Origin of the sequence: Quatrionicoccus australiensis (assembly GCF_020510425.1) — a bacterium.
GTDB lineage: Bacteria > Pseudomonadota > Gammaproteobacteria > Burkholderiales > Rhodocyclaceae > Azonexus > Azonexus australiensis_A.
This window is the reverse complement of record NZ_JAHBAH010000001.1, coordinates 1,176,144-1,201,455: the sequence shown is the minus strand read 5'-3', so window position 1 is coordinate 1,201,455 and position 25,312 is coordinate 1,176,144. Positions and strand designations below refer to the sequence as shown.

25 protein-coding genes and 2 tRNA genes are annotated in these 25,312 nt (G+C 60.5%); 17 read left to right on the top strand and 10 right to left on the bottom strand.

The window, feature by feature from the left end:
• Positions 1 to 145 precede the first annotated feature (145 nt).
• Positions 146 to 3,079 carry a sensor domain-containing protein gene (locus KIG99_RS05865; protein ID WP_226459295.1) on the top strand — a complete coding sequence of 978 codons (2,934 nt, stop codon included), beginning with the start codon at positions 146 to 148 and terminating at the stop codon, positions 3,077 to 3,079.
• 38 nt (positions 3,080 to 3,117) lie between these two features.
• Here the strand turns inward: KIG99_RS05865 and KIG99_RS05860 are convergent.
• Positions 3,118 to 3,192 (bottom strand) — tRNA-Arg (locus KIG99_RS05860).
• Between the two features lie 94 nt (positions 3,193 to 3,286).
• Here KIG99_RS05860 and KIG99_RS05855 point away from each other — a divergent pair.
• A complete protein-coding gene (locus KIG99_RS05855; RefSeq protein ID WP_226459294.1) occupies positions 3,287 to 5,329 on the top strand; it encodes a methyl-accepting chemotaxis protein in 2,043 nt (680 codons plus the stop codon).
• A 119-nt stretch (positions 5,330 to 5,448) separates the two neighbouring features.
• The gene (locus tag KIG99_RS05850; RefSeq protein ID WP_226459293.1) at positions 5,449 to 7,377 is read left to right on the top strand and encodes an ATP-binding cassette domain-containing protein; all 1,929 of its coding nucleotides are present in this window, start codon (positions 5,449 to 5,451) and stop codon (positions 7,375 to 7,377) included.
• Positions 7,378 to 7,425: 48 nt separating this feature from the next.
• On the opposite strand, the gene KIG99_RS05845 is transcribed toward KIG99_RS05850, so the two are convergent.
• Positions 7,426 to 8,283 carry an HDOD domain-containing protein gene (locus tag KIG99_RS05845; RefSeq protein ID WP_226459292.1) on the bottom strand — a complete coding sequence of 286 codons (858 nt, stop codon included), beginning with the start codon at positions 8,281 to 8,283 and terminating at the stop codon, positions 7,426 to 7,428.
• A gap of 119 nt (positions 8,284 to 8,402) precedes the next feature.
• On the opposite strand from KIG99_RS05845, the gene KIG99_RS05840 reads away from it, so the two are divergent.
• Positions 8,403 to 9,044: an MBL fold metallo-hydrolase gene (locus KIG99_RS05840; protein ID WP_226459291.1), complete on the top strand. Its 642-nt coding sequence runs from the start codon at positions 8,403 to 8,405 to the stop codon at positions 9,042 to 9,044.
• Between the two features lie 3 nt (positions 9,045 to 9,047).
• Here the strand turns inward: KIG99_RS05840 and KIG99_RS05835 are convergent, their stop codons facing one another.
• Positions 9,048 to 10,214 (bottom strand): EAL and HDOD domain-containing protein, encoded by a 1,167-nt coding sequence (locus tag KIG99_RS05835; protein WP_226459290.1) that lies wholly within the window; start codon positions 10,212 to 10,214, stop codon positions 9,048 to 9,050.
• 185 nt (positions 10,215 to 10,399) lie between these two features.
• Between KIG99_RS05835 and KIG99_RS05830 the strand changes: the two genes are divergently transcribed.
• The 5 genes from KIG99_RS05830 to KIG99_RS05810 all read left to right on the top strand — a co-directional run bounded on the left by KIG99_RS05830 (position 10,400) and on the right by KIG99_RS05810 (position 15,189).
• A complete protein-coding gene (locus KIG99_RS05830) occupies positions 10,400 to 11,368 on the top strand; it encodes an acetyl-CoA carboxylase carboxyltransferase subunit alpha (protein ID WP_226459289.1) in 969 nt (322 codons plus the stop codon).
• Complete coding sequence (tilS, locus tag KIG99_RS05825) at positions 11,337 to 12,317, top strand: tRNA lysidine(34) synthetase TilS (protein WP_226459288.1); 981 nt, start codon at positions 11,337 to 11,339, stop codon at positions 12,315 to 12,317. The genes KIG99_RS05830 and tilS overlap by 32 nt, the downstream gene beginning before the upstream one ends.
• Positions 12,318 to 12,396: 79 nt before the next feature.
• The gene (gene dapA, locus KIG99_RS05820; RefSeq protein ID WP_226459287.1) at positions 12,397 to 13,275 is read left to right on the top strand and encodes a 4-hydroxy-tetrahydrodipicolinate synthase; all 879 of its coding nucleotides are present in this window, start codon (positions 12,397 to 12,399) and stop codon (positions 13,273 to 13,275) included.
• A gap of 16 nt (positions 13,276 to 13,291) precedes the next feature.
• Positions 13,292 to 14,419: an outer membrane protein assembly factor BamC gene (gene bamC / locus KIG99_RS05815; protein WP_226459286.1), complete on the top strand. Its 1,128-nt coding sequence runs from the start codon at positions 13,292 to 13,294 to the stop codon at positions 14,417 to 14,419.
• Positions 14,416 to 15,189: an MBL fold metallo-hydrolase gene (locus tag KIG99_RS05810; RefSeq protein ID WP_226459285.1), complete on the top strand. Its 774-nt coding sequence runs from the start codon at positions 14,416 to 14,418 to the stop codon at positions 15,187 to 15,189. The genes bamC and KIG99_RS05810 overlap by 4 nt, the downstream gene beginning before the upstream one ends.
• 58 nt (positions 15,190 to 15,247) lie before the next feature.
• On the opposite strand, the gene KIG99_RS05805 is transcribed toward KIG99_RS05810, so the two are convergent.
• Positions 15,248 to 15,487 carry a hypothetical protein gene (locus KIG99_RS05805; protein WP_226459284.1) on the bottom strand — a complete coding sequence of 80 codons (240 nt, stop codon included), beginning with the start codon at positions 15,485 to 15,487 and terminating at the stop codon, positions 15,248 to 15,250.
• A 126-nt stretch (positions 15,488 to 15,613) separates the two neighbouring features.
• Positions 15,614 to 16,093 carry a DUF7931 domain-containing protein gene (locus KIG99_RS05800; protein ID WP_226459283.1) on the bottom strand — a complete coding sequence of 160 codons (480 nt, stop codon included), beginning with the start codon at positions 16,091 to 16,093 and terminating at the stop codon, positions 15,614 to 15,616.
• Positions 16,094 to 16,144: 51 nt separating this feature from the next.
• On the opposite strand from KIG99_RS05800, the gene rlmD reads away from it, so the two are divergent.
• Entirely contained in the window at positions 16,145 to 17,443 is a 1,299-nt protein-coding gene (rlmD, locus tag KIG99_RS05795; RefSeq protein WP_226459282.1) for a 23S rRNA (uracil(1939)-C(5))-methyltransferase RlmD, read from the top strand.
• 48 nt (positions 17,444 to 17,491) lie between these two features.
• On the opposite strand, the gene KIG99_RS05790 is transcribed toward rlmD, so the two are convergent.
• Complete coding sequence (locus KIG99_RS05790) at positions 17,492 to 18,184, bottom strand: Bax inhibitor-1/YccA family protein (protein ID WP_226459281.1); 693 nt, start codon at positions 18,182 to 18,184, stop codon at positions 17,492 to 17,494.
• Positions 18,185 to 18,317: 133 nt separating this feature from the next.
• Between KIG99_RS05790 and KIG99_RS05785 the strand changes: the two genes are divergently transcribed.
• Both KIG99_RS05785 and KIG99_RS05780 read left to right on the top strand, forming a co-directional pair.
• Positions 18,318 to 18,405: transfer RNA gene (locus KIG99_RS05785), tRNA-Ser, on the top strand.
• A 115-nt stretch (positions 18,406 to 18,520) separates the two neighbouring features.
• Entirely contained in the window at positions 18,521 to 18,769 is a 249-nt protein-coding gene (locus tag KIG99_RS05780; RefSeq protein WP_226459280.1) for a type II toxin-antitoxin system HicB family antitoxin, read from the top strand.
• A gap of 28 nt (positions 18,770 to 18,797) precedes the next feature.
• Here the strand turns inward: KIG99_RS05780 and KIG99_RS05775 are convergent, their stop codons facing one another.
• Together KIG99_RS05775 and queD are read right to left on the bottom strand one after the other, a co-directional pair.
• On the bottom strand, positions 18,798 to 19,946 hold the full coding sequence (locus KIG99_RS05775) for a patatin-like phospholipase family protein (protein WP_226459279.1): 1,149 nt from the start codon (positions 19,944 to 19,946) through the stop codon (positions 18,798 to 18,800).
• 62 nt (positions 19,947 to 20,008) lie between these two features.
• Positions 20,009 to 20,461, bottom strand: a complete 453-nt coding sequence (queD, locus tag KIG99_RS05770) for a 6-carboxytetrahydropterin synthase QueD (protein WP_226459278.1) — start codon at positions 20,459 to 20,461, stop codon at positions 20,009 to 20,011.
• Between the two features lie 44 nt (positions 20,462 to 20,505).
• Between queD and KIG99_RS05765 the strand changes: the two genes are divergently transcribed.
• On the top strand, positions 20,506 to 21,342 hold the full coding sequence (locus KIG99_RS05765; protein WP_226459277.1) for a radical SAM protein: 837 nt from the start codon (positions 20,506 to 20,508) through the stop codon (positions 21,340 to 21,342).
• Between the two features lie 39 nt (positions 21,343 to 21,381).
• On the opposite strand, the gene KIG99_RS05760 is transcribed toward KIG99_RS05765, so the two are convergent.
• Positions 21,382 to 21,687, bottom strand: coding sequence for a helix-turn-helix domain-containing protein (locus KIG99_RS05760; protein ID WP_226459276.1), 306 nt, complete (start codon positions 21,685 to 21,687; stop codon positions 21,382 to 21,384).
• Positions 21,688 to 21,958: 271 nt separating this feature from the next.
• Between KIG99_RS05760 and KIG99_RS05755 the strand changes: the two genes are divergently transcribed.
• Entirely contained in the window at positions 21,959 to 22,408 is a 450-nt protein-coding gene (locus tag KIG99_RS05755) for a CBS domain-containing protein (RefSeq protein ID WP_226459275.1), read from the top strand.
• 49 nt (positions 22,409 to 22,457) lie between these two features.
• Here KIG99_RS05755 and KIG99_RS05750 read toward each other — a convergent pair whose 3' ends face one another.
• A complete protein-coding gene (locus KIG99_RS05750; RefSeq protein WP_226459274.1) occupies positions 22,458 to 22,616 on the bottom strand; it encodes a hypothetical protein in 159 nt (52 codons plus the stop codon).
• Positions 22,617 to 22,653: 37 nt separating this feature from the next.
• Here KIG99_RS05750 and aroC point away from each other — a divergent pair, with 37 nt between their 5' ends.
• From aroC to KIG99_RS05735, 3 genes are read left to right on the top strand one after another with little or no spacing between them, the layout of a single operon-like run.
• Positions 22,654 to 23,745: a chorismate synthase gene (aroC, locus tag KIG99_RS05745; RefSeq protein ID WP_226459273.1), complete on the top strand. Its 1,092-nt coding sequence runs from the start codon at positions 22,654 to 22,656 to the stop codon at positions 23,743 to 23,745.
• A gap of 57 nt (positions 23,746 to 23,802) precedes the next feature.
• A complete protein-coding gene (locus tag KIG99_RS05740) occupies positions 23,803 to 24,069 on the top strand; it encodes a YdcH family protein (RefSeq protein WP_226459272.1) in 267 nt (88 codons plus the stop codon).
• A gap of 41 nt (positions 24,070 to 24,110) precedes the next feature.
• Positions 24,111 to 25,298, top strand: a complete 1,188-nt coding sequence (locus tag KIG99_RS05735) for an MFS transporter (protein ID WP_226459271.1) — start codon at positions 24,111 to 24,113, stop codon at positions 25,296 to 25,298.
• The last annotated feature ends 14 nt before the right edge of the window (positions 25,299 to 25,312 follow it).

Genomic DNA, 25,312 nt, shown 5'->3' with positions numbered 1-25,312 from the left:
TTGTGAACAGAGGGCGCATCATAAAGCCAGGCGGCCTCGGGTAAAAGCGAAGGAGCAACGCGGGATCTATTATTGGCAAAAATGCGCATAATGCGTAATTTTCGACATAATGCGTAATTCGCAATGACACAGGCAGAGTGAAGGGATGCTGGTTTCTGGCGAAAAGCATTTCGAGGTGCTGAACGAAATTTTGGCAACGAGCCTGCTCCCCGAAGGGGAACGGGTTGGGCGTTTGCTCGAACTCGGCTGTCGCAGTTTCCGGATGTCACTCGGCCTGCTGATCCGGCTTGATGATCCGGTCGCGCCCGAAATTCTCGTTGCCACGGCTGCCGCTTCGATTCCGGCCTGGTTTGGCCCGGCGCTGGCTGCTGCTTCTTCGCCTGTATTTTCTGGTGCAGCCCTATCCTGCGCTGGCAGTGGCCTGATCCAGCCGCTACCCGAGATTGCTGGCCGGCAGCTGGTACTCTGCTTTGCCGAGCCCATTTTGCCGGCCGCACCCCTTGCTGCGGGGGACCTCGGTTTTCTTAAATTGCTTGCCCAGTGGATGGCTGTCGAGCTGGAGCGCCGGCAACAACAGGACTCCCTGCAGGATCTGTCCGAGTGGCAGCGGGTCATTCTGCAGAGTGCAAACTTCTCGATCATTGCCACGGGAATAGACGGTGTCATCGTCAGTTTCAACCGTGCGGCAGAAAAAATGCTCGGCTATCGCGCCGACGAAGTGGTTGGCAAAGTCACGCCAGGCATCATCCATGATCCGGCAGAAGTGATTGCCCGCGCTCCGGAGCTGAGTCGTGAATTGGGTGTGCTGATCGAGCCCGGTTTTGATGTTTTCGTTGCCAAGACGCGTCTGGGGATCGCCGAGGAGCGGGAATGGACTTATGTGCGCAAGGACGGCTCACGCTTGCCTGTACTTCTTTCAGTCACTGCGATGCGCAATACGCAGGGCGAGATTCGCGGTTATCTTGGTATTGCGCTCGATATCACGTTGCGCAAGAAGTTCGAGGAAGCCTCTGCTCATGCCCGAGCCAATGAACTGAGTCGGGCATTGATCCGTTCCTTGGCTGAGGGCGTTATTGGCGTAGCGGTCCACCCGCCGCACACCATTCTTTTTCTCAACCCGGAGGCCGAGCGCCTCTTTGGTATCAGTGAGCAGGAGGCCATCGGCCAGCCGCTTGATGCCATCGTTCAGTCGGTAGCGCCGGTCGTCGGTGGCGAGCCCGAGGTATGCCGCGGGTTCAGTTGCTTGCTGAGCGGCGAACCTGGGCGCGAGGCGGTCGAAACATCCGTGTGCGCCCTGGTGTCGGGACGCATCTTTCCGGTTGATTGCATCATTTCGCTGGCGCACGAGGTTGGCGGTCAGCAACTGGCAGTAATTTCCTTTCACGACATCAGCGAACGGCGCCAGGCCGAGCAGCGCCTGCGCCTGTCGGACAAGGTCTTCGAATACAGCGCCGAGGCGATTATGGTGACCGACCCGGCCGGCATCATTCTCAACGTCAATCCGGCTTTTACCTGGTTGACTGGCTACCGGCCGGATGAAGTTATCGGTCGGACGCCGCGCATCCTGGCTTCGGGACGGCACGACAAGGCATTCTACGAGGCGCTGTGGCGTGCGTTGCTGGCAGATGGGCACTGGTCGGGCGAAATCTGGGACCGGCGCAAGGATGGTTCGTTCTACCCCAAGTGGATCATCATCAATGCCATCCGGGAGAATGACCGGACAACACATTATGTTGCCCTGTTCTACGACATCTCGGAGCGCAAGGAAAACGAGGAACGGATCAATTTTCTGGCCCATCACGATCATCTGACCGGCCTGCCCAACCGTCTGATGTTCAAGGAACGAATGGGGCAGGCCCTGCTCCGGGCCGCTCGTGCCGACAGCCGTCTGGCCCTGATCTTCATTGATCTCGACCGCTTCAAGAACATCAACGACTCGCTCGGACATCACATCGGCGACCAACTGCTGATCGAGGTGTCGCGCCGTTTGACGGCAAGCGTACGCCTGTCGGATACGGTGGCTCGCCTCGGTGGCGACGAGTTTGTCGTGGTGGTCGAGAATATCGATGGCCAGAATGATGCGGCCCTGGTTGCGATCAAGGTGCACGCCACCCTTGGTCAGCCTTTCGTGATTGAGGGCAAGACCCTGCACACGCCACCTTCGATGGGGATCAGTCTTTACCCGGATGACGGAGGTGATGTCGAAACCCTGATGAAGCAGGCCGATACCGCCATGTACCAGGTCAAGGCGGCCGGGCGCAACAACTGGACTTTCTATACCTCGCGCATGAACGACGAGGTGCAGGAGCGTATCGCCCTGGAGAACGATCTGCGGCTGGCTCTTGAGCGGGGCGAGTTCCTGCTCCACTACCAGCCGCAGTGGGACCTTGCCGCGGGTTGTCTGTTCGGCTGGGAAGCCTTGCTGCGTTGGCAGCATCCCGAGCGCGGCATGATTTCGCCCGACCGGTTCATCCCGATAGCCGAGGAAACCGGCCTCATCCTGCCGATCGGCGACTGGGTACTGGCCACGGCACTGACCGAATTAAGGCGCTGGGACGATGCCGGCCTTGGGCGCTGTAGCATCGCGGTCAATCTTTCCGGCCGCCAGTTCCGCCAGCATCTGCTGGGCGAACGTATCGAGGCTTTGCTGGCGGCGGCAGGCCTGGCACCGGACCGGCTGGAGTTGGAAATCACCGAAAGCGTACTGATGGAGGATGCCGATACGGCGAGTGAGATTCTCGGGCGTTTGAAACGGCATGGGGTGCGCATTGCCATCGACGATTTCGGTACCGGCTATTCTTCGTTGGCCTACCTGAAGTCGTTTCCGATCAACAAGCTCAAAATCGACCGCTCGTTCGTGCGCGACATCGCGACCGATCCCAATGATGCCGCCATCGTTTCCGCGATCATCTCGATGGCCCGTTCGATGGGGCTGGGGACCATTGCCGAGGGGGTTGAATCGGAGGAGCAAAGGGATTTTTTGCTGTCGCGTGGTTGCAGCGAGATCCAGGGCTACCTGCTCGGCAAGCCGATGCCTGCCGCGGAGGCCAGGGCGATGCTTGCGCAGCTGGCCGGCTGATCTGACCGGTCGGCCCGTTTTTGCGGTGCGCCTGATTGTGGTACCCCCAGGTGGAATCGAACCACCAATTCGCCCTTAGGAGGGGCGTGTTATATCCATTTAACTATGGAGGCGCCGCGTGCCCGGCTGGCAGGCGCGCATTGTACCGGTGCTCGCCTCCCTTGTGATAGATTGCTGCGAATCAGAAGAACGACAGGGAGACAAAAAATGTTCGCAGCCCTTCAGCGCCGGCCCATCGCACAACAATTGATCGTGGCTACCCTGGTTGCCTTGCTGTTGGTCTTTTCGGTGATGACCGTCATCGTCCAGATCAAGGCAGACAGCGCAGCCATCGTCGTAGCCGAAAAAAATCTGCAGCATGAAGCCCAGTTGATGGCTGGTACGCTGGATTCGCTTTTCGAGGCAATCAAGGTGCGCGGTGAAAACCAGTCGCAGTTTTTTCTGCGCTATGCCGGCGGCAAGCCGGAGCTTGGCCAGGGGATGGTCAGAACCGGCGAGGTTGATCTGCCGGTTGTTCGCCTGGGGGGCGAACAACTCAATGGCAATGAGCGGATTTTGCGGGTTTTCAAGGAGTTGACCGGTGAAGAAACGGCTTTCCTGGTAATCAAGGACGGCAAGCTCTACCGCCTGAATACCCTGTTGAAGGACAAGGACGGCAAGTCGATGAATGGCGTGCCGATTGGCGACAACGATCCGGTCGCGAAGGCGGTCCTGGCTGGCAAGGACTATCAGGGACTGGCGATTCGCGGTGGCAAATACAATTTCAGTACGGTCAAGGTCCTCAAGGCTGCGGATGGCAAGGTCTGGGGCGCCTATTCGGTACGGATCGGGCTGGATGGCGAGTTGCAACGGCTGCGTGCGCAGTTTGGCAGTCTGCAGGCCGGCAAGACCGGCTATGTCTATATCGTGCGCCCGACGGATGAAAAATCCATAGGCGAATTCGTGCTGCATCCGAAGTTCCAGGAAAAGACTGTGGCGGAACTGGATTTGCCCGCCGCGTCGAAGGCTGCAATTACCGAGGTGATCAAGCTCAAGAATGGTGCCTTGCGTTATTCCCTGCCCGATGAGTCGGGGCGTGAGCGTGAAAAAATCGTTTATGCCGCAACCTCGTCAGCCTGGGGCTGGACGGTGGCAACCGGTAGCTGGCTTGATGAGTACCTGGAGGAAAGCCATGCCTTGCGCAATCTTCTGGTGCTGATCAGCATCGTGGCAGCGCTGGTGCTCGCGGTGGTGATCTATCTGCTGGTCAGTTCGCGCTTGCGCGGGCTGTCCTTGCTGGTCCAGGAAGTAGCGCGCATCAGTGCGGGTGACTTGCGTGCATCGGTGCGCGATGCCGAGGCCGGCAGCCGTAACGAAGTGCATGCCATCGGCCATGCGTTCAACGAGATGGCCGGCAGCATGCGCAATCTGGTGAGTGGCGTCGCGACCACCTCGGCCCAGGTCGGGGTCGCCGCCAATGAGCTGGAAGGGGCGGCGAAACTGGCGCTGCAAAGTTCCGCGCAGGCCTCGCAGTCGGCTTCCGGCATTGCCGCCTCGGTCGAGGAGTTGTCGGTCAGCATCACGCATGTCGCCGACAATGCCAATCATGCGGCGCAGATTTCCGAAGAGGCCAAGGTGGTTACCGGCAGTGGCCGCGCTGTGGTGCATCGCGCGATGAACGAACTGGAGCGGGTGGCGAGTGATATCAACGACTCGGCGCAGTTGATCGAGTCGCTGGGCGAGCGTTCGAAGCAGATCTCCAGTGTGGTCGGCGTCATTCGGGAAATTGCCGATCAGACCAACCTGCTGGCGCTCAATGCGGCGATCGAGGCCGCGCGTGCCGGCGAGCAGGGGCGCGGCTTTGCCGTGGTGGCCGATGAAGTGCGCAAACTGGCCGAACGGACAGCGCTGTCGACCCAGGAAATCTCGACCACGGTGGCGGCCATCCTGCAGGAAACCGGCACCGCGGTGCAGCGCATGCAGGCGGTGAGCACCAACATGACGGGCAGCGTCGGTCTGGCGCGGGATGCCGGCGATTCGCTGCTGACCATCGATCAGCATGCGCAGGAGACGGTCAATGTCGTGCACGGCATTGCCGACAGTACGCGCGAGCAAAGCGCGGCCAGTCAGGAAATCGCCCGTCTGGTCGAAAATATTGCCCAGTCGGCAGAAGGCAGCAACAGCCGGGCGCAGCAAAACAGCGGTCGGGCGCAAAACCTGCAACGCCTGGCCAGCGACCTGCAGGCGCAGCTTGCGCGGTTTACGCTCTGACCAGGAGGCGTTCGAGTCGTGTCTGTTTTGCCGGATGTTTTTCCGGAGTGCCGCTGAGCGGATAGAATCCCGGTTCTTTCCATCGCGGCGCCTCCGGGGCGCCGCTTTCAGCCGGTGCCATGCCTTACCTAAAACTTTCCGATGCCTGTCTCGCCTACGGCCATGTGCCGCTTCTTGATCATGCCGATTTTCTGCTCGACCCCGGTGAGCGCGTCGCGCTGATCGGTCGCAACGGCACCGGCAAGTCGTCGCTGCTGGCCGCGCTGGCCGCCGGCTCCGGGCGCGGCAAGCTCGACGACGGCGAGGTCTGGGTGCAGCCTGGTATCCGCGTTGGCTATGTGCCGCAGGAGCCGCCGCTCGATCCCGATCAGACTGTTTTTGAGGCGGTCACCTCCGGCATGGGTGAGGCCGCCAAGCTGCTTGCCGCCTACCATGAAGTGTCGCATCAGATGGCCGAAGGCACGGGCGATCACGAGGCGCTGATGGATCGCATGGAAACCTTGCAGCACGAGCTTGAAGCCTGTGGTGCGTGGACCTACGAGGCGCAGGCCGAGCGCGTCATCGACCGTTTCGGCCTCGATCCGGAGGCCAATGTCGGCAGCCTGTCCGGCGGTCAGAAAAAGCGCCTGGCCCTGGCCCAGGCGCTGGCCGTGGCGCCCGAGGTGCTGCTTCTCGATGAGCCGACCAACCACCTCGATATTGCCGCCATCGAATGGCTGGAAAACCTGCTGATCGAAACCAACACCACCTTGTTCTTCATCACCCACGACCGCTCCTTCCTGGATCGCGTCTGTACGCGCATCGTCGAGCTCGATCGCGGCAAGTTGGCCAGTTATCCGGGCAGTTTCAAGGAATACGGCGTGCGCAAGGAAGCACAACTGCACGAGGAAGGCCTGGCCAACGCGCGTGCCGACAAGTTGCTCAAGGAAGAGGAAGTCTGGATCCGCAAGGGCGTCGAAGCGCGTCGGACGCGGGCCGTCTTCCGCGTCCAGCGTCTCGACCAGTTGCGTGCCGAACGCCAGGCGCGGCGCGAGCGCATGGGCAAGGTCAATCTGCAGCTCGACGCCGGCGACAAGAGCGGCAAGCTGGTCGCCGAGCTGGAGCATGTCGGCAAGCGCTTCGGTCAACGCGTCATCGTTGATGATTTCTCCATTCGCATCCAGCGCGGTGACAAGATCGGCCTGATCGGCCCGAACGGTGCCGGCAAGACGACGCTGTTGCGGATGATCCTTGGCGAACTCCAGGCAGATAGCGGCATCGTCCGCATGGGCACGAAGATCGATGTCGCCTATTTCGACCAGTTCCGCACCCAGTTGAATCCGGATTCGACGCTGAGCGATGTCATTTCACCGGGCTCCGACTGGGTCGAAATCGGTGGCGCCAAGAAGCATGTGATCGGCTATCTGGAAGATTTCCTGTTCGCGCCGGAGCGCTCCCGTTCGCCGGTCAGTTCGCTGTCCGGTGGCGAGCGCAACCGCCTGCTGCTGGCCCGCCTGTTTGCCAAACCGGCCAATGTGCTGGTGCTGGACGAGCCGACCAACGACCTCGATATCGAAACCCTGGAACTGCTCGAAGAGCTGCTCGCCAATTACACCGGCACGCTGTTCCTGGTCAGTCATGACCGGACTTTCCTCGACAACGTGGTAACCCAGACCATCGCCGCCGAGGGCAACGGCCAGTGGCGCGAATATGCCGGTGGTTACAGCGACTGGGCAAACTACAAGGCAAGTCTGCAGAAGGAAGAGGCGGCTCGCCAGAAGTCGGATGCCAAACAGTCTGCGGCCAAGGCGGCTGATCCGGTCAAGCCGAAGCTGGAAAAGTTGTCATGGAAGGAACAGCGCGAACTCGAAGAGTTGCCGGGAAAGATCTCCAGTCTGGAGGACGAGCAGGCCAGCCTGAGCAAGCGCCTCGAAGATCCGGCGATCTACCAGACCGATCCGGCGGGCGCGCAAAAGGCTGCCGAGCGGCTGGCGCTGATCGATGACGAGTTGATGGGCTTGCTTGAGCGCTGGGAGATTCTCGAGGCGCGCAGCGACAAACCCGCCTGATTCGATGCCCGGCCGGCTTGCCCTTGTGGCGAGCCGGCCTTCTCTTTTTTACAGGCCGTCGTTGCCGTCGGCTTCACGGGCCGGCATCGGTTCAAGTCCGAGACGCTGGCGCACCGTTTCCGGTGTGATATTGAGCAGCTGGCCGATGCCCTTGTAGTCGTCAGGCAGGGCCGGATTCTCCCAGCCGTGCGCCGAGTGACGGGCAAGGCGTACGGCCAGGGCAACATTCTGGACGCGCGGATTGCCGAGATGATCGTCGTCGATCAGGCGCAGCAGCAGTTCCGGCAGATGCCAGACGCGGCAAAGCTCAAGCTGGATATCCTGGAAGGTCAGACCCAGTACCTGACGCTGGGCTTCGGCGCTGCGCAAGGAGGGCTGCGCCTTCTGGCGAGCAAGAATGTCGAGGCCGAGCGCCGGTGCCGAACACCACACCAGGATTTCCGCCAGATCGTGCAGCAGCGCAGCGATGCGAACTTCTTCCATGTTGATGTCGTGGCGCCAGATTGCCCATTCCTGGGCATAGTCGGCGGCACGCTGGGCGCGCCGGCTGATCTGCAGGATGCCGAGCAGGGCGTGGGTGTCGGCGTCTTTCAACTGATCTTCGATGGTCAGCAACTCGTCGAAGCGTTTGAAGAAGGGTTCGATGCCGGCCATCATCACCGCGCTGGCGATGGTCGTGATGTCGTGTTGCAGCGAGCGACCGCGCATCGGCTGGATATAGGCCAGAACGCGGACGGTCATGATCGGATCCTGCAGGATGACGCGGGCCAGTTCGCGGGCATCGACGCGGTCCAGGTTTTGCCGCATTTCACTGATCCGGCGCTTGGTGACGCGCAGTACCGGCAGGGTGTTGTTGCTGAAAAACAGCACCCAGCTGTCAATGTCGGGCAATGGATGGTCGATCATTTATTTGTCATCCTTCAGTAAACGGCTGTCTCTCCGGTGCGCAGAGTGTAAGGGCGGTGCTCTCGCCGGGCAAGGGCGCATGCGATAATCGGGCCTGCTCAATCTCCCCGGTTTTTGCCATGCGCTACACCATTGTTCCGGTTACCCCCTTTGAACAGAACTGCACCATCTTCTGGTGCGAAAAGACCCGTCAGGCTGCGGTGATTGATCCGGGCGGCGATGTCGAACGCATCCTGCAGGTGTTGGCCGAGGAAAAGCTGACGCTGGCCAAGATTCTTGTCACGCATGGTCATATCGATCATGCCGGCGGTGTGGCGGCGCTCCTGGAGCGGGTTGCCGTACCGGTGGAGGGGCCGCACGAGGATGATCGTTTCTGGATCGAAGGCATGCCGCAACAGAGCAAGATGTTCGGCTTCCCGAATGTCCGGACCTTCGAGCCGACGCGCTGGCTGAAGGGGGGCGACAAGGTTGCCTTCGGCGAGGTCGAACTGGACGTGCTGCATTGTCCGGGGCATACGCCGGGTCACGTTGTTTTTCATCATGCGCCCAGCCATCTGGCGCAAGTCGGCGATGTGCTGTTCCAGGGATCGATCGGGCGGACCGATTTTCCCAAGGGCGATCACGACACGCTGCTGCGTTCGATTAAGGAACAGCTCTTCCCGCTCGGCGATGAAACCGACTTCGTGCCGGGGCACGGGCCGATGTCTACATTTGGCGAAGAGCGCCGCTACAACCCCTTCCTGAGCGGCCGCTTCGGCTGAGTATCAGGGGGCCGGGTGGATCTTCGCGGCCCAGCTCAGCGCAGTGAGTTGGGCTTCGAGGAAGGTTTCGCCACTGATCGACAGCGCATCAAGCTGGCGGGCCGCAGTCTTGAGGTCACGGCTTTCGGCAGAATTGATCGCCTGCAGCAGTTGACCGAGTGGGCCGGCATGTTCGGCCAGTGCCTGATGCACGACTTCCTGCAAGGGGAGCTGCTGCAAGATTTCGCTCATCGACATGTTGAGCAGGGCATCAAGCAGCGAGAATACGCCGATCATGAAAGCGGCATCTCCGGGGTTGTCGACCGTCAGGGCTGGGGTCAGGGCCGGAGCCAGCAGTTCAAGCAGGCGGCCGCGCGCTGCCGCCTTCTGCAGTAGCGGGTTGGGGTGGTGCCCGTTGTCGGGGTCGGCATAGACCAAGAGTTGCAGCCAGCGTTGCAGTTGCCGGCGGCCGAGCAGGTTGATGGCCTGGGTAAAGCTGGTAATCGGACTACGCGGCGCGAGAGCTGCCGAGTTGACCAGGCGCAGCAGGCTGTAGGAGAGCTTGGGCTCCTGCCGGAAAATCCCTTCAATGGCTGCCGTGTCGGCATCTTCGGCAATCAGGGCAAGCATCTCGAGCAATTTGATCCGGGTCATGTCGGCCCGTTTGCCAGCGCTGTTTCGGCTCAGCAGGAATTCAGCCGTGGACAATGAGCAGGCATTGCCCTGGCTCCAGGTGTAATCGGCGTGGCTGTGTACGTCGGTGACAACGATGATGGTCCGGCTGGCCTGTCCGAGCAGCGTAAATGGCGGCAGCGTGCGCGCATGACTGGCGCTGAGCAGCAAGTAATCCCAGGTGCCGGTCATCGGGAGTTTTTCACCAGATGCGAGGGTGAGGCCCAGTGTGTTGCGTCCCTTGCGCAGGTTTTCTTCGTGTTCCTTGGAGGTGGCGAGCTTTGCTGATGTGAATACCTGAACCAGATTGCTGATCAGGCTCTTGTTGTCCACTCCCGTTTGGGTCGGCAGCAACCAGGGCTGACGATGGTCGAATTCGGCAACGGTCGGATTTTGGCAAAGCCGGGCGAGTGTTTTTCCTTCCGGCGTGGCATCTGCTGCAGTTTCCACCAGATAACCGGACCAGGAGTCGTCCGCGCCCAGCAATGGGTGAAGGAACAACAGGTCATCAACAGGCATGTCTTGCTTTCTTCGTCTTGTTTTCAAAGATGGTAGCAAAATCCGCCGACTTTCGTTATCTCGATTGGCGTCTTTTCGCGGTTTGGCGGTGCTTTGGCGGTAGATACGCCGTTCGTGAAACATTGAAATCGGGTCCGGCAATCCTTTAGGGTAAAATACACGCCGATCCAGAAACCGAGCTGTCCATGAAAACAAGTTTCCTCGACTTCGAGTCGTCCATCGCCGACCTCGAAGCTAAAATCGAAGAGTTGCGTTTTGTCCAGGATGATTCCGCCGTCGATATCTCTGAAGAAATCGAGCGGCTGGAGAAAAAGGGCAACCAGCTGACCAAGGATATTTACGCCAAGCTTTCGCCCTGGCAGATTTCGCAGGTGGCCCGCCACCCGCAGCGCCCCTATACGCTGGACTACCTGTCGCTGATCTTCACCGATTTCGAAGAATTGCACGGTGACCGTGCCTTTGCCGACGACCACGCCATTGTCGGCGGTCTGGCCCGTTTCAACGGCCAGCCGGTGATGGTGATCGGCCACCAGAAAGGGCGCGACACCAAGGAAAAGATCTATCGCAACTTCGGCATGCCGCGTCCGGAAGGCTATCGCAAGGCCCTGCGCCTGATGAAGCTGGCCGAGAAGTTCGGCATTCCGGTGCTGACCTTCGTCGATACGCCGGGTGCCTATCCTGGCATCGATGCCGAAGAGCGTGGCCAGTCCGAAGCGATCGGTCGCAATCTTTACGTGATGGCCGAGCTCAAGGTGCCGGTCATCGTCACCATCATCGGTGAAGGCGGTTCCGGCGGTGCGCTGGCGATTGCCGTCGGCGATACGGTGCAGATGCTGCAGTACTCGACCTATTCGGTGATTTCGCCGGAAGGCTGTGCTTCCATTCTCTGGAAGAGTGCCGAGCGTGCACCGGATGCCGCTGAAACCATGGGGATCACGGCGCAACGCCTGAAGACCCTGGGCCTGATCGACAAGATCGTGCCCGAGCCGCTTGGCGGTGCGCATCGCGATCACCCGGCCATGGCGCAGTCGCTGAAGAAGGCGCTGCAGGAAGCGCTCAAGCAGCTTTCCTCGATGCCGACCGACGAGCTTCTGGCAACCCGCTACGAGCGGCTGATGAGTTATGGCCGCTTCAAGGAACAAGCCGTCAGCTGACGATCTGCCCGGACGGGTCGGCGCTTTTGTCGCCGCCCGCCTGGCGCCGGCCGAATCACTTTGTGTCGGCCTGTCCGGTGGTTGCGACTCGGTTGTCCTGTTGCATGTCCTGAGTCGCCTGGGGCTGGGCGAACGCCTGACGGCCATGCACGTTCACCATGGTTTGTCAGCGCATGCCGATGCCTGGGCCGGATTCTGCAGCGATTTTTGCGGTCGACTCCCGGTTTTGCTCAAAATTGTCCGGGTCAGCGTCGACCGGCAGAGCGGCCTCGGTCTTGAGGCTGCGGCGCGGGCTGCACGCTATGCTGCCCTGACTCAGTGTGGTGCGGACAATCTGGTGCTTGCCCACCATCAGGGCGATCAAGCCGAAACCCTCCTGTTTAATCTGTTGCGCGGTGCCGGTGTGACCGGTGCTTCCGGCATGCCAGCCGTGCGCCGCGTGGCCGGCGTGAATCTGTTGCGCCCCTTGCTCGGTGTCCATCGCAGTGTGCTGGAGGGTTATGCGCAGCAACATGGTTTGCGCTGGATTGAAGACGAGAGCAATGCGGATACCCGGTATTCGCGCAATTTCTTGCGGCACGAGGTCGTGCCGTTGCTGCGGCAGCGCTTTCCAGCGGTCGAGGCGACTCTGGCGCAGGCGGCGACGCACTTCGGCGAGGCGGATGAGCTGCTTGCCGAGCTGGCAGCGGTCGACTGGCAAAATGTCCGCGAAATCAACGGGTCTTCTGCTTCCATGTCGCGTTTGCGGCAATTGCCAGTGCCGCGTCTGAAAAACCTGCTGCGCCATCGTCTTCGTACATTGGGCTGGCAGGTGCCGGTTGCCTCGCGTCTCGACGAATTTGCCCGGCAACTGCTTGCCGCGGCCCCCGACCGTCATCCTGTGCTGCAACTGCCGGATGGCGTCATGCGGGTTGCCGATCGGCAATTGCACTGGCTGCCGCAAAAATAACAATCTGTTACCCAGCCTGCTATCCGCAGTTCCGACCCTTCAGTTACAATCGACAAATTATCATCTCGCAAACAAGGCCATGATTACTGGATCCATTGTCGCCATTGTCACCCCCATGCACGAGGATGGCAGCCTCGATTTGAACGCCCTGCGCAACCTGGTCGACTTCCATGTGCAAGAAGGAAGCGATGCGATCGTCGTTGTCGGTACGACGGGTGAGTCGCCGACGGTCAACGTCGAGGAACACTGCGAATTGATCCGCGTGACGGTTGATCATGCGGCTGGTCGTATTCCCGTGATTGCCGGAACCGGCGCCAATTCGACGGCGGAAGCCATCGAACTGACCGAGTTTGCGCGGCGTGCCGGCGCAACCATGGGGCTGTCGGTCGTGCCTTACTACAACAAGCCGACGCAGGAAGGTCTCTACCGCCATTTCAAGGCGATCGCCGAAGCCGTCGAACTGCCGGTCCTGCTCTATAACGTACCGGGCCGTACCGTTGCCGACATGAGCAACGACACCATTCTGCGCCTGGCCGAAGTGCCCGGTATCGTCGGTGTCAAGGATGCGACCGGCAACCTGGATCGTGCCAGCGATCTGATCGCCCGCGCTCCGAAGGATTTCGCGCTGTACAGTGGCGACGACATGACCTGCATCGCCTCGATCATGCTCGGCTTCCACGGCAATATCTCGGTGACCGCCAATGTCGCGCCGCGCCTGATGCATGAAATGTGCGTTGCCGCTGCTGCCGGTGATGTTGCCAAGGCACGTGAAATCCATTTCAAGCTGCTTGGTCTGCATCGCGATCTGTTCTGCGAAGCCAATCCGATTCCGGTCAAGTGGGCGGTGCACAAGTTGGGCCTTACCGCCAACGCCATCCGCCTGCCCCTGACCACCCTGTCCGAAGCCAACCAGCCGCGTGTGCTTGCCGCCATGCGTCTGGCTGGTGTCATTGCCTGAGCGGAGCGAAGTAACCATGAATCGTCGGCTGCACAGCCTTTCCCTTTCCCTGCTGGTTCTGGCCCTGACCGGCTGCAGCATGATTCCCGAAGCCCGCAAGATCGACTACAAGTCGGCGGGCAAGGTCCCGACGCTTGAAGTGCCGCCCGACCTGTCGCAGGTGGCGCGTGATGACCGTTATGCCGTGCCGGATGCCAATGGCAAGGGAAGTGCCACCTTCTCCGCTTACACCGCAGATCGTTCGGTTGCCGGCCAGGCTCAGAATTCCGTCGTCCTGCCGCAAGTGGACAAGGTTCGTGTCGAGCGCTCCGGCAATCAGCGCTGGCTGGTTGTTGCGGTGCCGGCCGACAAGCTGTGGGATACCGTCAAGGATTTCTGGCAGGAAACCGGCTTCATCATCAAGCAGGAGCTTCCTGATGCTGGCGTGATGGAAACCGATTGGGCCGAAAATCGTGCCAAGATCGGCGATGATTTCATTCGCAATACCCTGGGTGGCTTGCTCGATTCGCTGTATTCGACCGGTGAGCGCGACAAGTTCCGTACCCGTTTTGAAGCAGGTGCTGAGCCTGGTACGACGGACATTTTCATCAGCCACCGCGCGATGGAAGAGGTCTATACCTCTTCTGCCAAGGATGAGACCCGTTGGCAGCCGCGTCAGCCTGATCCGGAACTCGAAGCTGAAATGCTGCGCCGCCTGATGGTGCGCCTGGGCTCCGAGGAGAAGCGTGCTGAAGTCTCGATTGCCGCCGCCAAGGCCGAGCCGCGTGCCAAGATGGCGAAGGCCGATGATGGCGCCGGTACGCTCGAAGTTCTCGAGCGTTTCGATCGCGCCTGGCGCCGGGTTGGTCTGGCGCTTGATCGCGTTGGATTCACCGTCGAGGACAGGGATCGTTCGCGCGGCCTGTACTTCGTGCGCTATGTCGACCCGGATGCCGACAACACCAAGAAGGATGACGGTTTCTTCTCGAAGCTGGCTTTCTGGAAGGGCAAGGACGCAGCGGCTTCCAGCAAGGTGCAGTATCGCGTGCACCTGAACGACGTCGGCTCCATTACGGTGGTGCAGGTGCTGACCAGCGAAGGTGGCACGGATCGTTCGGATACCGCCAAGAAGATTCTCGCGCTGCTCTATCAGCAGTTGCAGTGATCCGCTTTGCTTCGCTCGGCAGTGGCAGTGCGGGAAACGCGCTGCTCGTCGAGTCGGGGGCAAGCTGCCTGATGCTGGATTGCGGTTTCGGGCTGCGGGATACCGTAGCCCGGCTGCAAAGTCTCGGGCGAACGCCGGCTGATCTGTCCGGCATTCTTGTGACGCATGAACATGGTGACCACGTGGCGGGCGTTTTTCGCCTTGCCCGCAGGCATGGCTTGCCGGTGTGGTTGACGCACGGTACCTGGGCGGCCTGCCGGGAAAATGATGCCGGGCTTGATCTGCGCATCATCGATAGCCATGCTTCCTTTTCGGTCGGCGAAGTTGAGGTTCAGCCCTTTCCGGTGCCGCACGATGCGCGCGAACCGGTGCAGTACGTCTTTGCCGGCGCGGGTTTTCGTTTGGGAGTTTTGACCGATATCGGTGAAATCACGCCGCACGTTTGCGAACTTCTATCGGGTTGTGACGGCCTGGTTCTTGAGTGCAATCACGATGCCGGCCTGCTTGCCAACTCGTCCTATCCGGCGTCGCTCAAGCGGCGCATTGCCGGTCGTCTCGGTCATCTGGAGAATTCGATGGCGGCCGGTTTGCTGGCGCAGATCGATTGCTCGCGGCTGCAGTGTCTGGTGGCGGCTCACCTGAGTGAGCGGAATAACTTGCCTGAGCTTGCGACAAGGGCATTGGCCGAGGTGCTGGGCTGTGCGCAGGAGTGGATCGGCGTGGCCATGCAGGATGCCGGGTTTGCCTGGCGAGAATTGAGCCGGCAATAAAAAAGCAGGCAATAAAAAAACGGAGCCGAAGCTCCGTTTTTGCTGTGCTGTAAAGCTATTACTTGGCAGCAGCCGGGGCAGCAGCCGGAGCAGCGGCTTCAGCCGGCTTGGCTTCAGCAGCCGGGGCAGCAGCCGGAGCAGCGGCTTCAGCCGGCTTGACTTCAGCAGCCGGGGCAGCGGCCGGAGCGGCAGCAGCCGGAGCAGCAGCCGGAGCGGCTTCAGGAGCCGGGGCTTCTTTTTTGCCACAAGCGGTCAGGGCAACAGCAAGCAGAGCAGCAACGAGAAGAGACTTATTCATGAGATTTCCTTATCGACAAGAAGCGGTATACGCCAAAATTTAGAGATCAGGAACGACCTAATCAGTCGCGGATTATAGCAATAAAATAAATTTTTGTTGGTGTTGCTATGCAGCAATATGCGCTTATCACAGGCCCAGTGTGGTGGCGCTGATCGAACTGCCTTCCTCGCGCCATATTTCTTCGAAGCGCGTCAGGTAGGAGCGCAGTTCTTCCGGTTCATCAATCAGCAGTTTGCTGCGCGGCAAGTCGCGTTCGAAGCGGATCAGGCCGTAGCGGTCATCAACCAGGATCATCGAGTCGCGCAAGTGGGCAAGCCCGGGCGGTGTTTCCAGGGCTGAGATCTTGTGGTCGAAGCTGGCGAGCAGTCCCATCGTCAGCGGGTTTTGTCGCCGCAGTGGTTCGCCATTGCGTAACGCCAGGCGTATGGAAGCGGTCGAGTTTTCGGCGCGCAGCAGGTGTTTCAGTATGCTGTGACGGCCGCTGGATTCAAGGCGAAGCTGGGCGAGGTCTTCGTCATAGATGCAGATGCGATGTTCGGCCATCGACAGCAGGCGGTCGATGGCTGACTGGTAGTCGCCCCAGGAGGTGATTAGTTCGCGTGCCATGGCGTTCAGTTTAGCCGATTGTTAGAATTCGCGCTTTTTCCGGAGTTGACCGTGCCAATCGGGATCATTGAGTCGCTGGACCATGAGGCGAGAGGAATTACCCGCCTGGAGGGCAAGACTGTCTTTGTTGACGGCGCCCTGCCTGGCGAGACGGTCGAATACGCCAGTTTTCGCCGGAAATCCAGTTATGAACTGGCGCATCTGGTTCGCGTCCTGAAACCCTCGAACGCGCGGGTTGAACCGAGTTGCCCGCATTTCGGCATTTGCGGTGGTTGCGCCATGCAGCATATGGATCACTCGGCTCAGGTGGCGGCCAAGCAGCGGGTTCTCGAGAATAGTCTTTGGCACGTTGGTCGGGTCCGCCCGGAAAGCGTGCTGCCGCCTGTGCATGGTGCGCCCTGGGGCTACCGTCACCGGGCGCGCCTTGGTGTGCGCCGGCTGGGCAACAAGGGGGGCGTGCTGGTCGGCTTCCACGAATGGCGCAGCAGTTATATTGCCGATATCAAGACCTGCGCCGTCCTGGCGCCGCATGTTTCGGCATTGCTGATGCCGCTGCGTGCACTGGTCGACTCACTGTCGATTGCCGATCGCTTGCCGCAAATTGACATTTCTGTCGGCGAGCATTGCACAGCCTTGTTGCTGCGCATTCTCGAGCCCCTGAAAGCGGCGGACGAAAAGTTGTTGCGCGCCTTCGCCGATCAGCACAACGTTATTCTCTACCTGCAGCCGAAGGGGCCGGATACCGCCTATCGTTTTTATCCGTTGCCCGGTCCGCGCCTGTCCTACACCTTGCCGGAGTTCGATCTCGAACTCGATTTCCGGCCGACCGACTTTACCCAGGTCAATCATGCGGTCAATCGTGTCCTGGTGCGTCGTTCGTTGCGCCTGCTCGATGCGCAGCCGGGGGAGCGGATTGCCGACATGTTCTGCGGTCTGGGTAATTTCACGTTGCCGATTGCGCGTTCGGGGGCCAGCGTTGTCGGCGTCGAAGGCAGTGAGGCCCTGGTTCGCCGCGGGCGCGAAAATGCCGAAGCCAACGGCCTGGCCGGGCTGGTCGAATTTGGGGTTGCCAATCTCTTCGAATGTACCGAAGCCTCGCTTGCGGCGCTCGGTCATTTCGACAAGATGCTGATCGATCCGCCGCGCGAAGGCGCCATGGAACTGGTCAAGGCGATAGGGGCAGACGGGCCGCGCCGCATCGTCTACGTATCATGCAATCCAGCGACGCTGGCGCGCGATGCGGCGGTGCTGGTTAATACGCATGGCTATCGATTTGTTTCGGCCGGGGCATTCAACATGTTCCCGCATACCTCGCATGTCGAGTCGATTGCGGTGTTTGAGCGGGCATGACGTAAAAAAGGCGGCCGTAGCCGCCTTTTTCATTGGCAAGTTGGCGGTTTAGTCGCGTTCGCCGGTCAGTGCCATGATCAGCTGCAGCAGGCTGACGAAAACATTGTAAATATCGAGGTAGACCGCCAGGGTGGCGCTGACGTAGTTGGTTTCGCCACCCTGCACGATGCGGCTGATGTCGTACAGGATGTAGGCCGAGAAAATCACGACGACCGCAGCGGCGATGGTCAGTGACAAGGCCGGGATCTGGAAGAAGATGTTGGCAACGGCTGCCAGCAGCACGACGATCATGCCGATGAACAGGAACTTGCCCATGTTGCTGAAGTCGCGCTTGCTGACTGCAGCGATGCTGGCCATCGTGAAGAAGATGGCGCCGGTGCCACCTGCAGCCAGCGCAATCATCGAGCCGCCGTTGCTGAAGCCGAGTGCGACCTGCAGGATGCGCGACAGCATCAGGCCCATGAAGAAGGTGAAGGCGAGCAGCAGGGCAACGCCAAGGCTGCTGTTCTTGTTTTTCTCGATGCCCCACATGAAGCCGAAGGCGATGCCCATGAACAGCAGGAAGGAAATGAACGGGCTGCCTGCCATGAAGCTGAACTGCATCTGGATGCCGAGCAGGGCGCCAAGTACCGTCGGCACCATGGACAGGCCAAGCAGCATATAGGTGTTGCGCAAGACGCGGTTCTGCTGCTGGGCAATTTGCGGCGAGTGCTGGCCAGCAATGTCAAAATTGGTGTTCATGTGGGATATTCCCTTTTCTGGATGTAACGAAGGTTAAGACTAACGGAGCCGGCTGAAAGTTTCAATCAAGAGCCGGAGTGAGTGTCTGGAATAGATGCCTCCGGATAGCTCTGTGCTATCATGCGCGCCCTGTGGGTCTGTGGCAGAGCGGTTGAATGCACCGGTCTTGAAAACCGGCGTGGAGAAATCCATCGTGAGTTCGAATCTCACCGGACCCGCCAGAATCCCCGGTTTTGCCGGGATGGTGGATTTTCCGGGCGTCAGCCCGAAGCGGCCGCAAGCCCGGTTCCGCCAGTCACTACTTCAAATTCCCAGCCAGACTGCGCAATTGCCGTTATGAACCAACCTGTACCGTACAAGATCAAATACGAGGTTTATCCGGAAGACGGGATTTTTGTCGCCCGTTGCCTGGATATCGATGTCGCCAGTGATGGCGATACCGAAGAGGAGGCCCTGGCGAATCTGCGCGAGGCGATCGAGTTGTTCTTTGAGCGCAATGCAGAAGCCGTATTCCGGGCCAGCGAAGAGGAAGATGAAGACGCTGATGCGGCGGATGACGAAGAGTTCGGCGAGTCGGACTACTGAGCGCGGGGCCGGGTGATCCCGGCCTGTCTCAGAGATCGAGAAAGCTGCCGACTTCTACGCTGCGCGCCATGGTGTCGGCGTAGCCCAGATCGATCAAGGCTCTGGTAAAGGGTTTTTCAAACAAGAGATAGCTGGTCAGGGCGCCGCCCTGGCGATTCATGGCACCGAGCCCGGTCAGTAGTAGTTTGACCGGCCAGGGCAGAGCGTCGGCATGCTCGGCGGCAATCCGGTCGAGGCGTTGCGAGGGGGAAATGACCAGTGTCCTGATCGGGCGCATGCCCCTGGCGGCGTGTACTTGCCCTTCGCTGGCCGCCAGCATCTGGTTGATTCCCTGCATTCTTTCGATGTCGACCGCCAGGCCGTCGAGAAAAATGCTCGACAGCGTATGGCCGGCGATTTGCGCCAGGGATGGATAGTCTTCGCTGCTGCGTCGTGGCTGGTGTTCATTGGCGCGGCCGGCGCCGATGATTAGCACCCGTTCGGCGCCGAGGTGGATGGCTGGCGAGATGGGGGCGAGCTGGCGCATCGAGCCGTCGCCGAAGTATTCGCGGTGAATCCGGGTGGCTGGAAAGATAAACGGAATGGCACTTGAGGCGAGCAGGTGGTCTACGCCGATTTCCGAACGGATGCCCAGACGCTGCACCCGGTTCCATGGTTTGGCCGCTGGGTGTGCCTGGAAGAAACTGATGTTTTCGCCGGACTCGTAGCCGGAGGCGGAAATGCTCAGCGCGTGCAGGGCGCCGCTGTTGATGGCGCGCTCGATTCCGGTGAAGTCCAGGTTGCGGCTGAGCAAGTCCCGGAGCGGGCTGTTGTCGAGCAGGGAGCGGGGCGGGTTGCCGATCAGCCAGCCGAGAGCCAGGGCCGAGAGCCAACGGGCGCCGGAGGCGCCAACGCCGATTGCATCGGCGCGATAGATGTCGCCGGCCTGCATGTTGCGCCAGATGCTGGCGAGTATGCCGACGCCCTTGCCGAAGTTGTCGGCCATGCAGGCTAGACCGGCCGCATTGATGGCGCCGGCCGAAGTGCCGCAGAGAATCGGGAAGGGGTTCTGTCGGCGTTTGCGCGACAGTTTGGCAATGGCAAGCAGCACGCCGACCTGGTAAGCCGCCCGGGCGCCGCCGCCGGTCAGGATGAGGGCGGTCTTTGCCTTGCCTGCTGGTGCTGCAGATTCACTCATGGCCGCCTCCCTTGTTGTCTGTCCTTGTTTTCAGGGCAGTATAGGGGTGGCGGCCTGACGGTTCAATCGAGACGGGTGCGTACTGCGTCGGCCCAGCAGTTTGGCGTTTCGTAAAGACGGACCTGCTCGAGTTGCAGGTGATTGCCGTAAGTGTCGCGATAGACCGCGTCGAGGCGTTCGAAGGCGATGCGGGCCAGGTTTTCGGCGGTCGGTACGCGGTCGAGAACAACCGTCTTGTGCTCGGGCAGGGAATTCAGGAACTCGACAATCGCCGTATCGCCGGCGTAAGCCAGGAAGGCGTGATCCCAGGCGTCGACCAGGTGGGCTTTTGCGAGATCCTTGACTTGCGAGAAATCCATCACCATGCCGTTGGCGGCATCGCCAGCCTTGTCGATGACGCCGCCGGAAAGGGTGATTTCGATGACGTAGCGATGCCCGTGTAGGTGGCGGCACTGGCTTTTGTGGTCGGGGATGCGATGCCCGGCATCGAACTCGAGGCGGCGGGTGATAAACATGGCGGTTTTGCTCAGCAAGACGGTCGCGGATTATACAATGCAGCATGCTCACTACAGACGATCATCGCCGCGACAGCGCCGGCCTGCGCTATGTCTATCCGGTCGTGTCGCGCCGCGCCGGCGGCGTTTCGATCGGGATCAACCTCAATACCAACAATGCCTGCAACTGGGCCTGCCTTTATTGCCAGGTCGATAATCTGACGCGCGGCGGGCCGCCGCCGATCGATCTCGATCTTCTTGAGAGCGAACTGGCCGGTTTTTTGACGGATGTGCTGCACGGCGATTTCATGCAGCGGCAGGTGCCGTCGGAAGCGCGGCGTCTGATGGATATCGCTTTCTCCGGCAACGGCGAGCCGACGAGTGCGCCGGAGTTTGCCGCGGCCGTTGACCGGGTCGGCAAGGTGCTCGGTAAATTTGGCCTGGTGGGGCAGTTGACCGTGCGGCTGATCACCAATGGCAGTTTCCTGCATCGTCCGGAAGTTCAGGCGGGTATTCGCCGTCTCGGCGAACTCGGTGGCGAGGTCTGGTTCAAGGTTGACCGGGTTGATGCTGTCGCTGTTGCCGAAGTGAACGGTGTGCCGATGTCGCCGGAAAAAATTGCCCGCAATCTGGAAACCTGCAGTGCTCTGGCGGCAACCTGGGTACAGACTTGCTGGTTCGGGCTGGATGGCAAGGCGCCGGCGGCAATGGCGCGTGATGCTTATTGTGAATTGCTCAAGCCGCTGGCGGCGAGTCTGGCCGGTGTGCATCTCTATGGTCTGGCGCGGCCTTCGCTGCAGCCTGCGGCACCGCGACTGAGTCGCTTGCCGGCTGCGGAACTTGAAGCGTTCGCGCAGGAAATCCATGAAAAAACGGGCATCCGGGTGATGGTTTCCCCGTGATGCCCGTTCAAGCGGTCGACGACCGCTTCAGGTCTTGATTCAGGCTGCCTTCTTGGCGCGGCCGCGAGCTGACTTCTTCAGGGACTTGAACAGTTCCGGTTCGTTGGCCTTGAGGTATTCCACAACTTCCCAGTCGTCGCGCTTGATCGACTTGATGTCGATCTGTTCGACGTGCACCAGGCGGAGCAGTTCACGCACCGGCTTCGGCATGTTGCGGCCACTTTCGTAGCGGGAACCGCCACTCTGGGTGACGCCCAGAGTGGACCAGAATTGTTGTTGGTTGAGGCCAAGTTTGCGACGGATCTCGCGAGCGTCGATTTTTTCGATGGTTTTGACGGTAGTCATTATCCACTCTCCATACGCTAGTGTAATTAGGCTACCCAAGCATCCTAGCGGTGTATGACTTAGGTAATATGACCTAGTGTATAGATGCTGATCGGGTTGTGCAAGTGCCAATGCCATAATTTTTTTGGAAATTTTCCCGGAAAACCATTTCATTCATGGGGTTGATGGCGCTTGATGCAGTGCCTGAGCGGTTTTCGGCATTTGGTCTTTCGTAAAAGAGAGGGATGCTCTAAGATCGACGCGTTGAATATAATTTTGTCGGGAGACTGCAATGCAGGTGCGGGAAATCATTCGCGTCAAGGGCGGTGCGCTTTATACGACGACGCCGGAACAATCCCTGGCCTCGGCGATTGATGCCATGGCCGAGTTCGATGTCGGCTCGCTGGTCGTCATGGAAGGCGGCAAAATGGCCGGCATGCTGACCTTTCGCGAGGTGCTGGTTGCCTTGAAGCAACAGGGCTTGTGCCCGAGCGACGGCCTCAAGGTGGGCGATGTCATGCTCAAGAACCCGGTCACCGTTTTCCCGGAGATGGAGGCCAATGACCTGCGTCGCCTGATGATTGAAAAGCGCTCGCGCTACATGCCGGTGATGAATGGCGAGGAGTTGATGGGCGTCATTTCCTTCCTCGACGTTGCGAAGGCGGTGCTCGATGAGCAGGGTTTCGAGAACCAGATGCTGAAGAGTTACATCAAGAACTGGCCGGACGAGCCGCAAATCTGATTCGGCGTATGCCTAAAAGGCGGCTGCGGCCGCCTTTTTTCATGTTGTTTCAGCGGCCATCCCAGCCGTAGCGTTTACTGCGCTGCCAGCGATTGTCGGGCTGCTGGCGCGCATTCGGCGCATTCGGTGCGGTGCGCTGGCTCTGGGGTGGGCGATTGGCCGGTTTGCTGGTGGTCGACGCGCCAACCGGGGGCTTTTTGCTTGGCATGGTAAACTCCTGTATCCATTTTAGACTGTAGCGCTCCATGTCCGGCAATACCTTTGGCACCCTGTTTACCGTTACTTCCTTTGGCGAATCGCATGGCCCGGCGATCGGTTGCGTCGTCGATGGCTGCCCGCCCGGGCTGGCGCTCTGTGCTGCCGATATCCAGGCGGAGCTCGACCGACGCAAGCCGGGCACGTCGCGGCATGTGACGCAGCGCCGCGAGCCGGATACCGTCGAGATTCTTTCCGGTGTTTTCGAGGGCAAGACGACCGGCACGCCGATCGGCCTGCTGATCCGCAACCAGGACCAGCGCAGCAAGGATTACGGCAATATCGCCGAGACCTTCCGGCCCGGTCATGCCGACTACACCTACACCCAGAAGTACGGTTTCCGCGATTACCGCGGTGGCGGTCGCTCCTCGGCGCGCGAAACCGCGGTGCGTGTTGCGGCAGGGGCGATTGCCCGCAAGTGGCTGGACGAGCGTTACGGCGTCAAAATCCGTGGCTGGATGAGCGCGCTCGGGTCGCTCGAGATTCCCTTCGTGTCGGCCGACGACATCGACGGCAACGCCTTCTTCGCGCCGAACGCCGCCATCGTGCCGGAGCTGGAGTCCTATATGGACAGCCTGCGCAAATCGCTTGATTCGGTTGGCGCCAAAATCACCGTCACGGCAACCGGTGTGCCGCCGGGTTGGGGTGAACCGGTCTACGATCGTCTGGATGCCGAAATCGCCTACGCGATGATGGGCATCAATGCGGTCAAGGGCGTCGAGATTGGTGCCGGCTTCGCTTCGGTTGCCCAGAAGGGCAGCGAGCACGGCGATGAAATGACGCCGCAGGGCTTTGCCAGCAATCACGCTGGCGGCATCCTGGGCGGCATTTCGACCGGCCAGGAAATTGTCGTCAACATGGCGATCAAGCCGACGTCATCGATCGCGCAAGCGCGCCACTCGGTCGACGGCCAGGGGAATGCGATTTTGGTGGCGACCGAGGGGCGGCACGATCCCTGTGTCGGTATCCGCGCGACGCCGATTGCCGAAGCCATGCTGGCGCTGGTGCTGATCGATCATGCCCTGCGCCATCGGGCGCAATGTGGCGATGTCGTTTGCAGCATGCCGCGCATTCCGGGCTGATCGGCGCAAGATTTTTTATTGCCGCCAGTCGGCGGCTTTTGCTTCAGGGAGAGCAGCATGCAGATCGAACATCACGACCTCCATCATGAATTTCCGGAATTCAATGATGCCATCAACGCCCTCAAGGCCGGCAATTCGCACTTTGCCAAGCTGTATGCGAGTTACCAGCGCCTGACCGGACGGGTTGAGGATCTGGAAGAACACGACATGCCGGTGGCCGATTTCACCATCGAAGACATGAAGAAGCAGCGCATCAAGCTCAAGGACGAGCTCTATCACATGCTGCTTGCCTTCCGCGCCGGCCAGCAAGCCGCCCAGGCCTGATCCGGGCCGCCGTCCGCACCTGCATCCGGTAAAATCGCCGGATGCATCCTTTGCCTTACTGGCGCCTCGCGGGCTACTACTTTTTCTATTTCGCCTTCATCGGCGCCTTTTCGCCTTATTTCGGGCTCTATCTCCAATCCCTCGGTTTTTCTGCCTGGGATATTGGTCTACTGATGTCGCAGATGCAGTTGATGCGCATGTTCGGCCCTTATCTCTGGGGCTGGCTGGCGGATCGTTTCGGGCATCGCATGGCGATCATCCGCCTGGCCGGCAGCATCGGCCTGGCCGGCATCACTGCCTTTTTCTGGTTGCAGCAACTGCCGGCCATGCTGGTCGCGATGGCAGTACTTGCCTTTTTCTGGAGCGCCGCCCTGCCGCTCGTCGAAACGCTGACCTTTGATCATTTGCGCGAGGAGCGCGGACGTTACAGCCGGATACGTCTGTGGGGCTCGATCGGTTTCATCCTGGCGGTGATGGGAACCGGCGCCCTGCTCGATGTCGCGCCGCCGGTCGGTGTGCTCTGGGTGTGTTCCGGCATCCTGCTCGGCATGGCGCTGGTTACCCTGGTCCTGCCCGAGGCGCCGAGCATGGCGCCGGCCCGGGATGCCCTGCCGATCGGCGAAATCATGCGCCGGCCGCAGGTGCGCGCCCTGATGCTGGCCTGCTTTGCGATGTCGGCGGCGCATGGCGCGTTCTACGTCTTTTTCTCCATTCATCTGGCCGGTCATGCCTACAGCAAGACCGAAGTCGGCGCGCTGTGGTCGCTCGGCGTGGTCGCCGAAATCGTCGTTTTCATGTTCATGGCGCGACTGGTCCGGCGTTTTTCCCTGCGCCATATCCTGCTCGCCAGCTTTGCCGCGGCGGTGCTGCGCTTCCTGCTCATGGGGTGGGGCGTCGAATCGCTGCTTGTCATGCTGTTCGTGCAGGTCCTGCACGGCCTGACTTTCGGTGCCTATCACGCCTCGGCGATTGCCGCCGTCAACCAGTGGTTTGCCGGGCGGGCGCAGGGGCGCGGGCAGGCGCTTTACTCGAGTATTTCCTTCGGTGCCGGCGGCTTGCTCGGTGCCCTGATCAGCGGCCGGACTTGGGATGACTGGGGGGCGGGCTGGACCTTCTCGCTCGGTTCGGCCTTTGCGCTGGCCGGCTTTCTGCTGGTCTGGCGCTGGGTGCGTGCTGATCCAGCGGTCGACGGTCCGGTACGGGCAAAAACCGCTGATCCTGTGCCATAATTCCCAGCTTTCCC

What these genes read in the sequence shown, in the direction of transcription:
- dapA (WP_226459287.1), top strand. Translation starts at nt 12,397, where the DNA reads ATGATTACTGGATCCATTGTCGCCATTGTCACCCCCATGCACGAGGAT.
- bamC (WP_226459286.1), top strand. Translation starts at nt 13,292, where the DNA reads ATGAATCGTCGGCTGCACAGCCTTTCCCTTTCCCTGCTGGTTCTGGCC.
- KIG99_RS05800 (WP_226459283.1), bottom strand. Translation starts at nt 16,093, where the DNA reads ATGGCACGCGAACTAATCACCTCCTGGGGCGACTACCAGTCAGCCATC.
- KIG99_RS05750 (WP_226459274.1), bottom strand. Translation starts at nt 22,616, where the DNA reads ATGCCAAGCAAAAAGCCCCCGGTTGGCGCGTCGACCACCAGCAAACCG.
- KIG99_RS05850 (WP_226459293.1), top strand. Translation starts at nt 5,449, where the DNA reads ATGCCTTACCTAAAACTTTCCGATGCCTGTCTCGCCTACGGCCATGTG.
- KIG99_RS05855 (WP_226459294.1), top strand. Translation starts at nt 3,287, where the DNA reads ATGTTCGCAGCCCTTCAGCGCCGGCCCATCGCACAACAATTGATCGTG.
- aroC (WP_226459273.1), top strand. Translation starts at nt 22,654, where the DNA reads ATGTCCGGCAATACCTTTGGCACCCTGTTTACCGTTACTTCCTTTGGC.
- KIG99_RS05840 (WP_226459291.1), top strand. Translation starts at nt 8,403, where the DNA reads ATGCGCTACACCATTGTTCCGGTTACCCCCTTTGAACAGAACTGCACC.
- KIG99_RS05835 (WP_226459290.1), bottom strand. Translation starts at nt 10,214, where the DNA reads ATGCCTGTTGATGACCTGTTGTTCCTTCACCCATTGCTGGGCGCGGAC.
- KIG99_RS05865 (WP_226459295.1), top strand. Translation starts at nt 146, where the DNA reads ATGCTGGTTTCTGGCGAAAAGCATTTCGAGGTGCTGAACGAAATTTTG.
- KIG99_RS05845 (WP_226459292.1), bottom strand. Translation starts at nt 8,283, where the DNA reads ATGATCGACCATCCATTGCCCGACATTGACAGCTGGGTGCTGTTTTTC.
- KIG99_RS05780 (WP_226459280.1), top strand. Translation starts at nt 18,521, where the DNA reads ATGAACCAACCTGTACCGTACAAGATCAAATACGAGGTTTATCCGGAA.
- KIG99_RS05735 (WP_226459271.1), top strand. Translation starts at nt 24,111, where the DNA reads ATGCATCCTTTGCCTTACTGGCGCCTCGCGGGCTACTACTTTTTCTAT.
- queD (WP_226459278.1), bottom strand. Translation starts at nt 20,461, where the DNA reads ATGTTTATCACCCGCCGCCTCGAGTTCGATGCCGGGCATCGCATCCCC.
- KIG99_RS05775 (WP_226459279.1), bottom strand. Translation starts at nt 19,946, where the DNA reads ATGAGTGAATCTGCAGCACCAGCAGGCAAGGCAAAGACCGCCCTCATC.
- KIG99_RS05765 (WP_226459277.1), top strand. Translation starts at nt 20,506, where the DNA reads ATGCTCACTACAGACGATCATCGCCGCGACAGCGCCGGCCTGCGCTAT.
- tilS (WP_226459288.1), top strand. Translation starts at nt 11,337, where the DNA reads ATGGCCGCTTCAAGGAACAAGCCGTCAGCTGACGATCTGCCCGGACGG.
- KIG99_RS05790 (WP_226459281.1), bottom strand. Translation starts at nt 18,184, where the DNA reads ATGAACACCAATTTTGACATTGCTGGCCAGCACTCGCCGCAAATTGCC.
- KIG99_RS05830 (WP_226459289.1), top strand. Translation starts at nt 10,400, where the DNA reads ATGAAAACAAGTTTCCTCGACTTCGAGTCGTCCATCGCCGACCTCGAA.
- KIG99_RS05760 (WP_226459276.1), bottom strand. Translation starts at nt 21,687, where the DNA reads ATGACTACCGTCAAAACCATCGAAAAAATCGACGCTCGCGAGATCCGT.
- KIG99_RS05740 (WP_226459272.1), top strand. Translation starts at nt 23,803, where the DNA reads ATGCAGATCGAACATCACGACCTCCATCATGAATTTCCGGAATTCAAT.
- KIG99_RS05805 (WP_226459284.1), bottom strand. Translation starts at nt 15,487, where the DNA reads ATGAATAAGTCTCTTCTCGTTGCTGCTCTGCTTGCTGTTGCCCTGACC.
- KIG99_RS05755 (WP_226459275.1), top strand. Translation starts at nt 21,959, where the DNA reads ATGCAGGTGCGGGAAATCATTCGCGTCAAGGGCGGTGCGCTTTATACG.